Here is a 13,106-nt window from a genome sequence, read left to right on the forward strand (position 1 = left end):
CCCCCCGAACGATGCTGTTCGTTTTAATTTTCTGTTTGAGCAACCCTCGCCCCCAGCCAGACTTCCTTGCGGGCAATCATTGGCTGGGCTTCAGTATCGAATTGCTTGAAATGCGCGGAGGCAAGATGAACATCGAATGCTGCTCGGTCATCATAGATTTCATACAAATAGAAAACCGACGGGTCTGATGCGTCCTGCACCACATCGAACTGACTGCAGGCATCTTCAAGCTTCAGGCTGTTTGCCGCCTGCTTCAAAACAAGGTCTTTGAACTTGGCAACGGAATGTGACCAGATCTCAAACCGAACGATGACTGCAAACATCACTTTCCTCCGAATTTTTGTTTAAGGTGCGCAACCTGTTCATCGTTAAGCGGGCGTGTTTTTTGCCCCTGCAACAGCAAGAAAAGCTTTGCCGTTTCTTCGAGTTCTTCGGTCGCATAGATCGCATTTTCAAGGCTGTCACCCGCCACAACCGGTCCATGATTGGCCAACAGTACTGCGTGATGATCCCCTGCCAATTCTTTGACAGCTTTGGCAAGATTGATGTCACCGGGCGGGTAATACGGAACAAGCGGCAGGCTGCCGATGCGCATCACAAAATACGGCGTCAAGGGCGGCAAAACACTGTGCGTGCAACCACAATCCATGCAACTGACCGCCGCAGAGTAAGACGAATGCAAATGCACTACCGCACGTGCCGTTTTCTGCCCGTCATACATGCATTGGTGCAAAAACGCCTCTTTGGTCGGCTTGTCGCCGGAAATCAGATTGCCATCCTGGTCCAAACGCGACAGACGCGCCGGATCCAGATTGCCCATGGATGATCCGGTTGGCGTCATCAGCCAACCATCATCAAGGCGCACACTGATATTGCCCGATGCCCCGAAGGTCAGGCCACGTTCAAACAAAGACGCCGAAAGCCGACAAATTTGCTCGCGAAGCTTGTTTTCGCTGGTCATATCGACATCCCCCATGCCTTGGAGAAGAAATCAGCGTCCCCGAAGTTTCCTGATTTAAGAGCCAGGGCAATCGTTTCATCCCCACCGATGGATCGGGTCCATGGCACGCCCGGCGCGATCTCCGGCCCGATTTCAAGCATCGGTACTCCCAAGGCATCAACAACAGCGCCTGATGTTTCGCCACCTGCCACGATAAAGCGCCGCACGCCAATCCCGAACAAATGCCGGGCAAGAACTTTTTGGGCCTCTTCAACGATTTCACCAGCACGATCCCGGCCATATTCGATTTGGAAATCGCGCACCTCATCCGGGGACGCCGTTGAATAAACAAGTGGCGGCAACGGGGCTTGATTAATCGTCTCAGATAGCCAGTCACATGCGTGCTGAACTTCTGCATTGCCCTTGGCAAGCTTGAACGGATCAAGCTGGAATGCCGGAAATCCTGCATCAATGGCTGTTTGTATTTGTTGGCGGGTTGCTTCCGAACAACTCCCGGCAAGGACCGCCCCCTTGCCAGCGGGGTAGTCAAAACCGGCAACCGGATCATAGGGGTTTAGTTTCCCTGCCCTTCTGAAATTTTCCGGCAGGCCGATTGCAATGCCTGAACCCCCTGAAATCAATTTGTGCCCGGCAACGGCCTGACCAATGGCACGCAGATCATCATCGACAATCGCATCAACGATCAAAAGATTTCTGCCTTCGTTACGTGCAGCATCAATGGCTTCGGAAATTGCAACATGACCTTTGCGGACAGTTTCCCACGGGACGATACCAACACTTCCTGCAGACTGACTTTGCAACACGCGCACAAGATCAGGATCGCGCATGGGGGTCAGCGGATGATTGCGCAATGATGATTCAGAAAGCAGCCGCCCATTCACAAAAAGATGTCCCTGAAACAAACTACGCCCGGCTTCGGGGAAGGCAGGACAGGCGATGGCAACATCGCTTCTGAGTTTCTCCTGAAGCGCTTCAAGTACAGGTCCGATATTTCCCTGATCGGTTGAATCAAAGGTGGAGCAATATTTGAAGAAAATCTGCTCTGCACCTGCGGCAAGCAGAAAGTCCAACGCGTTGAGTGATTGTTCAACAGCCGCACGTGCCGGGATCGTCCGTGATTTCAAGGCAACAACGACCGCGTCAGCCCGATCAAGGTCAACCTCCCCTTCAGGAACACCCGACACCTGCACTGTTTTCATACCGTTGCGCACAAGGTTTAGCGCAAGGTCGGTTGCACCGGTAAGGTCATCAGCAATACATCCAAGCAAGGTCATTTTCCGCCTCCTGCTTCGACAGCATCAGTTCTTCGTCGTGCCAGTTTGGCCCAGATTTTCCCTTTGGCGCGCTGCCATGCCGGAAGTTGGGACAGAATGGTCAGGACAATCGCGATAATCAGAATGACGGCCACCGGACGTTCAAAGAACCCGGCAACACTTCCTTCCGATACCATCAACGCACGTCGAAGGTTCTCATCGGCCATCGGACCAAGAATGACACCAATCACAAGTGGCGAGATCGGATAGTCCATTTCCCCCAAAAGGTAGGCAACGATGCCCACAGGCACCATCAGATACAGGTTAAAGATGCTAAGTCCCAAAGCGTAGGACCCGATAACCGACATCACGGCAACAATTGGCAGGAATACAGACGCCGGAACACGCAGAACCTTGACCACATGCTTGGCCAGGAACATGCCGTTGATCCACATGGCAAGAGAAGCCAAAACCATGATCGCCGTAAGCTGCACCAGAAAGTTGGGGTTCGTGATCGAAATCATCGGACCGGGCGTAAGGCCATGCAACATCAAGGCACCAAGCAGCATGACAGCAGGCGGGCTGCCCGGAATGCCCAGCGTAACCAGCGGAATCAGTGCGCCACCGATACAGGCGTTATTTGCCGTTTCCGACGCGATGATGCCTGCTGGTTCACCCTTGCCGAAATTCTCGGGATTGGAATGGGAATTTTTGGCCGTACCATAGGAAACCCAGCCAGCAATATCTTCGCCCACACCGGGAACAGCACCGATCCCGATCCCCAGTAACGCCGAACGCACAATATTTTTGAAATTCCGCACGATGGCACCAAATTCCGGCAACATCCGTTTGATATCTTGCGGTTTTCCAAGTGACATCCGGTCACGCAAGGTTTTGATGATCTGCGGCAGGGCAAAGGCACCGATCAGAACCGGAACCACTTCAATACCACCATCAAGCTGCGACTGATCGAATGTAAAGCGCGGGAAGAATTGCAGCCGGTCACGACCGATACAGGCCAATGCCAACCCCAACAAACCAGCGATCCAGCCCTTATAGACCAAATCCTTGCTGGTCAGTGTGCCACTGATAATGATCCCGAAGAATGCCAGAAGGAAGAATTCGTACGATGTAAACTGCAAGGCTGCATCAGAAATAAGGGGCGCAAACGCAACAAGTGCCAGCATCCCGACGATCGTTCCGATGAAGGATGCAGTGGTTGTCAATCCAAGCGCACGGCCACCTTCTCCACGACGGGCCATGGGATAACCGTCCATAGCCGTTGCTGCTGCGGCTGCTGTGCCGGGAATATTGATCAGAATGGACGGATACGACCCACCATAAACCGCCCCGACATACATGGAAATCAGCGATACCAGAGCAGTTTCAAGGTTCATCGAATATGTCAGGGTAGTCAGCAGCGCAACACCAAGCGTTGCTGTTAAGCCCGGCAAGGCCCCGAAAACAATCCCGAGAAAACTAGACCCCATCAGCAACACGACTGTTAGCGGATCACTGAGCATACTTAAGATCGTTTGTCCGAAGACACCAAAATCACTTAGAAAATTCATTTTGCCCTCACCCCAACTGTCCGATGACACGCGCAACATTCGCCATTGCATCAATCACGATACCCTCGACCGGAAGCGGCACCAGAAGTCCAAACTTGAACGACGGAACAAGAACAAGCGGCGTAACCACTGCGGACAACATCGAAATCCGCCATTTCTTGAAATAAAGCGCATTGTTGCGCGACATGAGCGCAACGATCAGGTTCTGTATGATTGCTGCCGCCAGGACAAAGCCATCAAGGATCGCACCATTGGTTTGCGGGTCACGACCGACGGCAAAAACGATGATTGATACGATGATGAAGGGACCAAACAGCGGACGCAGGATGCGCGAATCATCAATGTAAAACGGCGTGATCAGGACGGTTAAAAACGCAAATGCCGCAATCCAGAAATCAATGTTTGGCACCAGTCCATAAACAAACGCGGCGATGATCCCGATCAAGACCACCAAGCGGTGAAGATTCTCGCTCGCCAGAAACTGGCCTGTTTTCGGCAATCCTTTGATGGCTTCTGCCATACCGCCATCACGGATTGCACGCACCATCAGCATCAGCGCCATCACAATCAATAAGCCGGAAACAAGCAAAGGAAATAATGCTGGCGACACATACCAGACGTTCGACACTCCGCCGTAACTGTCGGCCATTGGGAATGTCAGCGTTTCAGCCAACATCGCAACAGACAGTACAAGGAGAAGAATACTGGTAAAAAAGTCTGCCCGCCGTTTTTTTGTCAGTTGCGGATCAGTCATATTCGTTCCCTGGCGCACAAGGCACCCAAATTCAAATATTCAAAGCCAGAAAATGGGAGAGGTGACACCCCCCAGAAAGGTCACCTCTCCGTTTGATCAGTACAATGTTATCTTTTGCACCGAACCTTCTTTACCCTGATCAGGGTTTGGCAATGCCAAGTGTCGCCGGGTCAATTTTCGCAGCGCCCAGGTCATGCAGTGCCCATGAGAAAACAGACTCAAGCTTGAGATACTCTTTCTGCGCTTCTTCACCGGTTTTACCAGACAGCACATAGAAGTTTTCTTCTGCCCATTTCTTTACGGCATCCGTTTCCATGGCTTTGCCAAACGCCTCTGAAAGGGTGGCTTTGACATCGTCTGGTGCATCGGAACGAATGGCAATACCCAGGGTCTGCTGAATCGGGAGGTATTCAGAAAGGCCCGGGTAATCGCCAAATCCCGACGGAATATCACCAATACCGTCAACCGATACGGAATCTTCAACAAGCATTGCCAACGGACGAATTTTACCTGCACGCAGGAGCTGAAGCTGCTCGGCAAGGGACGTTACAACTGCCGTAACTTCGCCCGTCATTGCAGCATTCTGTGCCGGGGCAGATCCCGGATACGGAATAAAGTTAAAGCTCGCACCGGTTCCTTTTTCCAGCGCAAGCAAATTGATGTGATGGATCGAACCGGAACCACCTGCTGATGCTTTTACCGAACCCGGATTTGCTTTAGCTGCCTCAATCAGGTCAGTCAGAGTCTTGTATGGGGAGTCGGCTGTAACCGAAATCAGGTCCGGAGAACCACCGATCAGGAACGGATACCATTCTTTAAACGTCTGATCCCAGCCGCCCATAACAGCAGAAGTCGTGTTCGAGTCCGCAACACCAACAAGGGTATAGCCATCAGCAGGCTGCGAATGCGCATAGCTCATACCGATTGACCCTGCAACACCACCGGGCTTGTTTACAACATTGATACGAACCGGCAGGAATTTTGCCATTTCAGCCGCAACGACGCGGTTTGAAACATCGGTACCGCCGCCAGCAGACCAGGTAACAACATCGGTAATATCACGGGACGGATAATCGTCAGCCTGTGCTTGCGAAACGACACCGCCCATAAGCGCAGCAACGCAAAGAGTTGCGAAAGTCTTCATGTGATTCCTCCACTGAGTTCTTGGTTATTTTAACATCCCGCATTGAGCCTTCGATTAGGTGTCGAATTCTCTTGATTCGCTCAATGCATGTGTTAACGTATACATTAATAAATACAACGTCAATGGTTTATGATGAAAGCCATCAAACGTTGAATTTTCAGAGAGGAAACAATGATTTCACTAGACCAGATCGATTTCGTCGGCTCGGAACTGAACCGCCCGGAATGTGTTTTAACCCACAAAAGCGGTCTGCTTTTTGCGGCAGACTGGACCGGAAATGGCGGAGTCTCGGTCATAAAGTCCGATGAATCGGTCCATCACATTCTTTCAAACGACACGTCCTTTGAAGTGCGCCCGAACGGCATCGCAGTTGAGCATGATGGAACATTTCTGCTTGCGCATCTGGGCCAGGAAACCGGCGGTATATTCCGACTGCATCCGGATGGGGCGCTTGAAAATGTCCTGACCGAACTCGACGGAACCGCACTGCCACCGTCAAACTACATTCATATAGATACGCTTGGTCGCATCTGGATTACGGTAAGTACACGTCATGTTCCTCGCGCCTCTGCCTATCGTGGCGATGTCGCAGACGGGTTTGTCGTTCTGCTTGATGATTCTGGTGCGCGGATTGTAGCGGATGATCTTGGTTACACGAATGAATGCCTTGTACATCCCGACGGTAAACGGCTTTTCGTCAATGAGACATTCGCGCGCAAACTGACGTCTTTTGACATTGATGCAAAAGGAAACCTTTCAAACAAAAAGACCATTTGCGAGTTCGGCGCAGGCACGTTTCCTGATGGGATGACATTTGATACCGATGGCGGCATCTGGATCACCAGCATCGTCAGCAACCGGGTTATCCGTGTCACCGAAGACGGCAAACAGGAAATCCTGATTGAAGATGTCGACAAAGATCATCTTGCAAATGTCGAACAGGCTTTTGGTCAGGCAACGATGGGACGTCCACACCTGGATCGTGCTCACAGTCAAAAACTCAAAAACATCTCCAGCCTCGCCTTTGGCAGCACGGATATGAAGACGGCATATCTTGGCTGCCTGCTTGGCGACCGGATTGGACGTTTCCAAAGTCCCGTCAGCGGTGTGAAACCGGCTCATTGGGAAGCTCCGCTGACCAAACTTCACTCGCTACTTTTTCGAGACACCCCCCAATAACATAAAAAGACATTCGAGGTTTTCATGACCAGTTCAAACAGCTTTAACGTCGCTGTTTTCCCGGGCGACGGCATTGGCGAAGAAATCACAAAGCCATGCGTCGAAATCTTGCAAGAAGCCATTGGCAAAGTAGGTGGTTTCTCTGCCTCCTTCGACTGGCTGCCTGCAGGTGCCGGAAATTACCGGGATACCGGTCAATCACTTCCAAAGGATTCGATGGCCAAAGCCGCAAAATCGGATGCCATCCTTTTGGCAGCCATGGGGTTGCCAGATATTCGCTACCCTGACGGAACAGAAATTTCGCCGCAGATTGATTTGCGTTTTGAATTCGGGCTGTATGCCGGTGTTCGTCCGGTACGATCTATTCCGGGGCTTTCACCGGTTCTGAACAACCCAGATGCACACGCGCTTGATTTCGTCATCATTCGTGAATCAACCGAGGGACTGTTTGCATCTCATGGCAAAGGCACCGTGACCAACGATGCCGAAGCCCGCGACACATTGCTCATCACCCGCGATGTCAGTGAACGCCTGTTTGACTTTTCGCTCAATCTTGGGCGCAAACGCAAAAACCAAGGTAAATCCGGTGTTGTCACCTGCGTTGACAAAGCCAATGTTTTCAAATCATTTGCGTTCTTCCGCAAGGTATTTGATGAACGTGCAGCCCTGAACAAGGATGTCGCTACCGACCATATGTATGTTGATGCTGCGGCACTCAATATGGTGCGCAAGCCTTGGGATCTTGATGTTCTCGTCACCGAAAACATGTTTGGCGATATTCTTTCCGACTTGGGTGCTGGCCTTATTGGCGGCATGGGCTTTGCCCCTTCAGCAGACATTGGCGACGAACATGCGGTCTTCCAGCCATGCCATGGATCGGCCCCGGACATTGCGGGTAAAAAACTTGCCAACCCGACAGCCATGTTCCTTTCTGGTGCAATGATGCTTGAGTGGCTTGGCGACAAACATGGGTGTAACGAAGCCGAACAGGCAGGCGCCTTGGTTCGGGCCGCAGTAGACGCGGCATTCGCCAATGGCGACCTGATTACCGGCGAACTTGGCGGCAAGGCAGGTACCGATGATGTGTCGCGTGCGGTCATGACCGCGCTCAAGGAACTTGATCCGGCACAGCATGGTGTTGGCTAGGGAACAGAGGTCAGAATGACTAAAATCCGCATTGCAGCGGTTGGAACCGGCTATTTCAGTCGGTTCCAGTATGCCGCATGGAACAGGATCGAAGAAGCAAAGGTCGTTGCCGTTTGCAACCGAACGCTATCTGGCGCTCAGGATGTTGCAACTACATTTGGTATCGGACAGGTCTTTGATGATTTTGTCGAAATGCTCGATACGGCAAAGCCCGATATTGTTGATGTCATCACACCGCCTGCCACCCATCTGGCTTATATTACCGAGGCAGCCAAACGCGGCGTGAATGTGATTTGCCAGAAACCTTTCTGCGAAGACCTCAACGATGCGATCAAGGCCGTGGAAGTTGCGGAAAAGGCAAACATCACGCTTGTCATCCATGAAAACTTCCGTTTTCAACCCTGGTATTCAAAACTCGCCAACGAAATTTGCGACGGACAGCTTGGTGACCTTTATCAGGCGCAGTTCCGCCTGCGCCCGGGCGATGGTCAGGGACCAAATGCCTATCTTGCACGCCAGCCCTATTTTCAAAAGATGCCCCGTTTTCTGATCCATGAAACCGGTGTGCACTGGATCGATACATTCCGCTATCTGTTTGGCGAAATCGTTTCGGTGAATGCTGTTCTCAGGCGTTTGAACCCGGCAATTTCGGGCGAAGATGCGGGGCTTGTCGCCATGGAATTCGAAAGCGGACTTCTGGCTGTTCTGGATGGAAACCGCCTGTCAGATCATGTTGCTGAAAACCGGCGCTTGACCATGGGGGAAATGATGATCGAAGGATCAGCAGGCACGCTTGCACTTGATGGAAATGCTAATATAACAATGCGCCCGCATGGTCAAAATCAAGCGGAACAACGCTACTATCAATGGAACGATATTGATTTTGGTGGCGACTGTGTTTATCGCCTGCAACGCCACGTGATAGATTCTCTGACGAACAACGGTCCATTGATGAATACTGGCCGGGAATATTTGCGCAATTTGATCGTCGAACAGGCGGTCTACCGTGCAGCAGACGAAAACCGTACGATTCGCGTCGACTACTCGCAAGTTATTTGAAAGTAAGAACATGTCATCGGAATCCGTTCAGGCAGCACGCAACACAGACACCAAAATCAAATTGTCCCTGCCCGACCGCGCGTATCGCGAAATCAAACGCCGCATTCTTGAAAATGAAATGCCGTCCGGCACCATCATGCTTGAAAGCGAGTTGGCCGACCTTCTTGATATGAGCAGAACCCCGGTACGCGAAGCACTCATACGCCTGTCGAATGAAGGAATGGTCGAAGTACGCCCGCGTCATGGGATGCGTGTTTTGCCTGTTTCGCGTGACGACATGATCGAGATTTATGACATTCTCACCGCACTTGAATCCGAGGCAGCCGATCTTGTCGCTCGGCGCGGTTTGTCAGAACAGCAACTTGGTCAACTGACCGCCGCCGTTGACGAGATGGATCAGGCCCTTGAAAAGGATGACCTGACCGGATGGGCAAACGCAGATGAACGCTTTCACCTTTTACTGGTGGAGTTTTGTGGGAACAAGCGACTGACCAATATGGTGAACACGTTCTGGGATCAGTCCCACCGGGTACGCCTTCTGACACTTCGCCTACGCCCCAAACCAAGCGGCTCAAACGACGATCATCGCGCCGTTGTCGCGGCAATTGCGCGCAATGATCCGGATGCAGCCCGCGACCTTCACCGGCAACATCGTCTAAAAAGCGGTACGATGCTGGTTGAAATCCTCGAGAAGCATGGCCTTTCAAATGTCTAAGTGAGAACCACAATGTTCTCTCCTGTGCAACGAAACCCTCTTCCTACGGATGTGTATCTACTTTTCCGCTTGGAGAACTATATTGCTCCAAGCTGTCGGTGCTTAAATTGGCGTGTCGAGCAACCCGGCAAGCACCATTTAATATGCACATGATTGATTTTCAGGAACATTCTTGGAAAAAACGACGGGACCGTTTGCCGTGAGGAAACGGCCCCGTCCAATCGCATCAGCGATAAAGCATATTGGGCAGCCACATCGCGAAGCCTGGAATAAACGTTATCAGCATCAAAACGATAACCAGTGGCACCAGGAACGGCATGGTGGCAGAGACGCAACGCTCAAACTTCACGCCAGACACTTGCGACAATACATACAAGACCATCCCGACAGGCGGCGTTAGCAACCCGAGCATAAGGTTCATGATCAAGACAACGCCCAGATGAACAGGATCAATACCAACGGCCACGGCGACCGGCAAAAGCACGGGAACAAGAATTGTGATGGCCGCGATGGTTTCCATGAAAAGCCCCACAAGAAGGACCACCACGGAAATGATCGCAAGTATCAAATACTTGTTGTCAGAAAATGCCAGTAGATATTCGCTCAGATTGGCAGCGACCTGCGCTGCTGTCAGGATCCATGCAAAAATCGCTGCCGACGCCACGATCATTAAAATCGAGGCCGACGTCTGAACCGTGTCCATAGACACACGCGCCAACGAACGCCACGTCAGTGTCCGATATACCACCACGCCAAGGAACAGTGCGTATGCAACCGCGGCAACGGCAGATTCGGTGGGCGTGAAAGCCCCCGTGATAATGCCGCCAATGATAATGGCCGGTGTAAAAAGTGGTAAAATCGCCGCACGGAACGTAACCCAAAGCCGATAAAACTCAAACCGGGCATCCCGCGGGTAATTACGACGGCGCGCATACCAGGCAACCATCACCATAAGAGAAACCGCCATAAGCAGTCCGGGTATGATCCCGGCCGTAAACAGCTCACCGATTGATACCGATGCCATCACACCATAAATCACAAGCGGCAAAGAGGGCGGAATAATTGGCCCAATCGTAGATGAAGCTGCCGTTACCCCGACCGAAAAATCGGTGTCATACCCGGCATCACGCATCGCCTTGATTTCAATTGTGCCAAGCCCGCCTGCATCTGCAACAGCAGCACCTGACATCCCCGCGAACAACACACTGGCCCCGACATTGACATGCCCGAGCCCACCGTGCATCCAGCCAACAAGCGCACGCGCAAACGCAAATATCTTATTGGTAATACCGGCTGTATTCATCAGGTGACCGGCTAGGATGAAGAATGGAATAGCCAAAAGCGGAAAGCTATCAACACCATTAATCATGTTATGTGCCAGAACGACACTCGGAACGCCTTCAACCAGAATGTAAACCAATGAAGACGTCGCAAGAGCGAACGCCACCGGAACGCCAACTGTGAGCATCACAGCCAGCATAGCAAACATCAAAATCAAACCCATTTTAGATTTCCGCCTCGATTTCGGCTTCCAGTTTGGTATGCGTGATTTCCTCGCCGCTCTGACGCCAATACCGCAAAACGTTTCGTACTGACATTAACGCCATCGCAAAGAATGAAACTGCTACCGTCCAGTAAATGATGCTTTTTGGCAGGTCGATCGAAACCATTTTTTGGGAATGCGTACGTTGTGCCAGCTCAACCGTCAGCCAACCGGCATAGGCACAGAAAGCCACAACAATGCACTCAATGACAATCGCCAGGACTTTGACATTTGATACCGAAAGATAGCGATAGAAAAACTGCAAAAAGATATGCGACCCACGTCGCACACAGGTCACAGATCCAACAAAGCACAGCAAAATCAGAAGATATCGCGCAATTTCCTCGGTCCATCCCAGTGAATCATTGAGGAAGTACCGCGTGAAAAACTGCAAAAAGACGATCAGGAAAAGTCCCCAGAAAATCGCCAAAACAGGCCAATCGACAGGCCGAATGTCAGCAAGATCAATCTTTTCGACACCCGTTACCATATCGGCACTTTCTTTTGACGGATCGGTCGACCCGTCATGCACATTTTTTGAATACGCCAATTCGTTTCTCCCATACGCCAAATGACGAAACAGTTCCCGGCCGAAACCGGGAACTGAAACACCGCCAATAATTTGGATCAATCGGCGTCTGGAATTGCTTGCATGCGTTTGTAAACGTCAGGCTCCCAAGGCATATCACTGCTCAACAGTGCGGGCTGCACGGCATCCATAAAGGGTTGGCGATCCACTTCATTGACCGTAACCCCCTGCTCGCGGAACCATTCAACCAATGTGTTCTCTGCGTGAACAATTTCAGCGGACGCCCATTCAGCTGACTCCTGAAGGACTTCCTTGAGCGCGGCACGATCTTCCTCGCTCATTGCGTCCAGACGAGAGCCAGACGCAACCGTCACCAGCGAATTCACAAGATGGGCGGTCAGATTGATATGTGACTGAACTTCGTAAAATTTCTTGAACTTGATTGTCGGCAGCGGGTTTTCCTGTGCATCGACGACCCCCTGCTGCAGCGCCAAATACACCTCGGAAAATGCAAGTGGCGTCGGGTTTGCGCCCGTTTCTTTCGGGAACAACACATAAGCTGGCGCATTCGGAACTCGGATCTTCAGGCCCTTCATGTCTTCGGGCTTGAGTATCGGTTTGTTCGACGTTACCTGACGTGCGCCATAATAGGTAAGTGCCACAATTTCGTTGCCAGACGCGTTCTTGTAACCTTCGGACAGTTCAGCGAACAAATCGCTGTTACGATATGCTTCCCAATGCTTGTAACCACGTAGCGTAAACGGGAAGTCCGAAATTGCAATCGGGCCGTAGTTACGAGAGGCAAAACCTACCCCCGTATAAATGATATCGACAGTCCCAAGAGAAAGTCCTTCGTTAATCGCGACTTCTTTGCCAAGTGACGAAGCCGGGAATACCTTTATCTCGTAGCGACCATCGGTGCGCTCTTCAAGGGCCTTGGCAGCGCGAAGGGCAGCTTCATGGTATGGGGTGCCGACTTCGTAAACATGTGCAAAGTTCAAAACTTCCTGCGCGCTGGCTGACGCCACGCCCGCAGACAGCAATGCGCCACAAGCAGCACCTAGGATCTTGTTCAATTTGAGATTCATTATTTCCTCCCTGAGGATTGATCAAAAACCCCACCTGATCCAACCAAAACAAGATTCGGTAGCTGAACCCGGTTGGGAAATTATCGGCCTGTTCGGCTCTTTTTCTTTTAAGTTCCGGCAGATAACCGACGTTTCTCAGCATCGGACTTGCCAGAGAGCATGTC

General features: G+C 51.5%; 13 protein-coding genes. 4 read left to right on the plus strand and 9 right to left on the minus strand.

From position 1 onward, the window contains the following. Window positions 1–23: 23 nt before the first annotated feature. The 6 genes from JF44_RS0106925 to JF44_RS0106950 all read right to left on the minus strand — a co-directional run bounded on the left by JF44_RS0106925 (window position 24) and on the right by JF44_RS0106950 (window position 5,683). A complete protein-coding gene (locus JF44_RS0106925) occupies window positions 24–323 on the minus strand; it encodes a putative quinol monooxygenase (protein WP_033068255.1) in 300 nt (99 codons plus the stop codon). Continuing rightward, window positions 323–961 (minus strand): 3-oxo-tetronate 4-phosphate decarboxylase, encoded by a 639-nt coding sequence (otnC, locus tag JF44_RS0106930; RefSeq protein ID WP_033068356.1) that lies wholly within the window; start codon window positions 959–961, stop codon window positions 323–325. Before otnC ends, JF44_RS0106925 begins: the two co-directional genes overlap by 1 nt. Continuing rightward, on the minus strand, window positions 958–2,235 hold the full coding sequence (gene otnK / locus JF44_RS0106935) for a 3-oxo-tetronate kinase (protein ID WP_033068256.1): 1,278 nt from the start codon (window positions 2,233–2,235) through the stop codon (window positions 958–960). The genes otnC and otnK overlap by 4 nt, the downstream gene beginning before the upstream one ends. Beyond that, on the minus strand, window positions 2,232–3,785 hold the full coding sequence (locus JF44_RS0106940; protein WP_033068357.1) for a tripartite tricarboxylate transporter permease: 1,554 nt from the start codon (window positions 3,783–3,785) through the stop codon (window positions 2,232–2,234). Before JF44_RS0106940 ends, otnK begins: the two co-directional genes overlap by 4 nt. 7 nt (window positions 3,786–3,792) lie before the next feature. After that, window positions 3,793–4,539 (minus strand): tripartite tricarboxylate transporter TctB family protein, encoded by a 747-nt coding sequence (locus JF44_RS0106945; RefSeq protein WP_033068257.1) that lies wholly within the window; start codon window positions 4,537–4,539, stop codon window positions 3,793–3,795. Window positions 4,540–4,678: 139 nt separating this feature from the next. Next, window positions 4,679–5,683, minus strand: coding sequence for a Bug family tripartite tricarboxylate transporter substrate binding protein (locus JF44_RS0106950; protein WP_033068258.1), 1,005 nt, complete (start codon window positions 5,681–5,683; stop codon window positions 4,679–4,681). Window positions 5,684–5,854: 171 nt separating this feature from the next. Between JF44_RS0106950 and JF44_RS0106955 the strand changes: the two genes are divergently transcribed. The 4 genes from JF44_RS0106955 to JF44_RS0106970 are packed head-to-tail and all read left to right on the plus strand — an operon-like array spanning window position 5,855 to window position 9,782. Then, the gene (locus JF44_RS0106955) at window positions 5,855–6,862 is read left to right on the plus strand and encodes an SMP-30/gluconolactonase/LRE family protein (protein ID WP_033068259.1); all 1,008 of its coding nucleotides are present in this window, start codon (window positions 5,855–5,857) and stop codon (window positions 6,860–6,862) included. Window positions 6,863–6,886: 24 nt separating this feature from the next. Continuing rightward, entirely contained in the window at window positions 6,887–8,008 is a 1,122-nt protein-coding gene (locus JF44_RS0106960) for an isocitrate/isopropylmalate dehydrogenase family protein (RefSeq protein ID WP_033068260.1), read from the plus strand. A 15-nt stretch (window positions 8,009–8,023) separates the two neighbouring features. After that, window positions 8,024–9,067 (plus strand): Gfo/Idh/MocA family protein, encoded by a 1,044-nt coding sequence (locus tag JF44_RS0106965; RefSeq protein ID WP_033068261.1) that lies wholly within the window; start codon window positions 8,024–8,026, stop codon window positions 9,065–9,067. Between the two features lie 10 nt (window positions 9,068–9,077). Then, complete coding sequence (locus JF44_RS0106970) at window positions 9,078–9,782, plus strand: GntR family transcriptional regulator (protein WP_033068262.1); 705 nt, start codon at window positions 9,078–9,080, stop codon at window positions 9,780–9,782. 226 nt (window positions 9,783–10,008) lie between these two features. On the opposite strand, the gene JF44_RS0106975 is transcribed toward JF44_RS0106970, so the two are convergent. The 3 genes from JF44_RS0106975 to JF44_RS0106985 form a co-directional block, all read right to left on the minus strand. After that, window positions 10,009–11,286, minus strand: a complete 1,278-nt coding sequence (locus tag JF44_RS0106975; protein ID WP_033068263.1) for a TRAP transporter large permease — start codon at window positions 11,284–11,286, stop codon at window positions 10,009–10,011. 1 nt (window position 11,287) lies between these two features. Continuing rightward, complete coding sequence (locus JF44_RS0106980) at window positions 11,288–11,875, minus strand: TRAP transporter small permease (protein WP_238318390.1); 588 nt, start codon at window positions 11,873–11,875, stop codon at window positions 11,288–11,290. Between the two features lie 77 nt (window positions 11,876–11,952). Beyond that, on the minus strand, window positions 11,953–12,942 hold the full coding sequence (locus JF44_RS0106985; RefSeq protein WP_033068264.1) for a sialic acid TRAP transporter substrate-binding protein SiaP: 990 nt from the start codon (window positions 12,940–12,942) through the stop codon (window positions 11,953–11,955). Window positions 12,943–13,106 lie beyond the last annotated feature (164 nt).

Source organism: Thalassospira australica, from assembly GCF_000763295.1.
Classification (GTDB): Bacteria; Pseudomonadota; Alphaproteobacteria; order Rhodospirillales; family Thalassospiraceae; genus Thalassospira; species Thalassospira australica.

What these genes read in the sequence shown, in the direction of transcription:
- JF44_RS0106925 (WP_033068255.1), bottom strand. Translation starts at nt 323, where the DNA reads ATGTTTGCAGTCATCGTTCGGTTTGAGATCTGGTCACATTCCGTTGCC.
- otnC (WP_033068356.1), bottom strand. Translation starts at nt 961, where the DNA reads ATGACCAGCGAAAACAAGCTTCGCGAGCAAATTTGTCGGCTTTCGGCG.
- otnK (WP_033068256.1), bottom strand. Translation starts at nt 2,235, where the DNA reads ATGACCTTGCTTGGATGTATTGCTGATGACCTTACCGGTGCAACCGAC.
- JF44_RS0106940 (WP_033068357.1), bottom strand. Translation starts at nt 3,785, where the DNA reads ATGAATTTTCTAAGTGATTTTGGTGTCTTCGGACAAACGATCTTAAGT.
- JF44_RS0106945 (WP_033068257.1), bottom strand. Translation starts at nt 4,539, where the DNA reads ATGACTGATCCGCAACTGACAAAAAAACGGCGGGCAGACTTTTTTACC.
- JF44_RS0106950 (WP_033068258.1), bottom strand. Translation starts at nt 5,683, where the DNA reads ATGAAGACTTTCGCAACTCTTTGCGTTGCTGCGCTTATGGGCGGTGTC.
- JF44_RS0106955 (WP_033068259.1), top strand. Translation starts at nt 5,855, where the DNA reads ATGATTTCACTAGACCAGATCGATTTCGTCGGCTCGGAACTGAACCGC.
- JF44_RS0106960 (WP_033068260.1), top strand. Translation starts at nt 6,887, where the DNA reads ATGACCAGTTCAAACAGCTTTAACGTCGCTGTTTTCCCGGGCGACGGC.
- JF44_RS0106965 (WP_033068261.1), top strand. Translation starts at nt 8,024, where the DNA reads ATGACTAAAATCCGCATTGCAGCGGTTGGAACCGGCTATTTCAGTCGG.
- JF44_RS0106970 (WP_033068262.1), top strand. Translation starts at nt 9,078, where the DNA reads ATGTCATCGGAATCCGTTCAGGCAGCACGCAACACAGACACCAAAATC.
- JF44_RS0106975 (WP_033068263.1), bottom strand. Translation starts at nt 11,286, where the DNA reads ATGGGTTTGATTTTGATGTTTGCTATGCTGGCTGTGATGCTCACAGTT.
- JF44_RS0106985 (WP_033068264.1), bottom strand. Translation starts at nt 12,942, where the DNA reads ATGAATCTCAAATTGAACAAGATCCTAGGTGCTGCTTGTGGCGCATTG.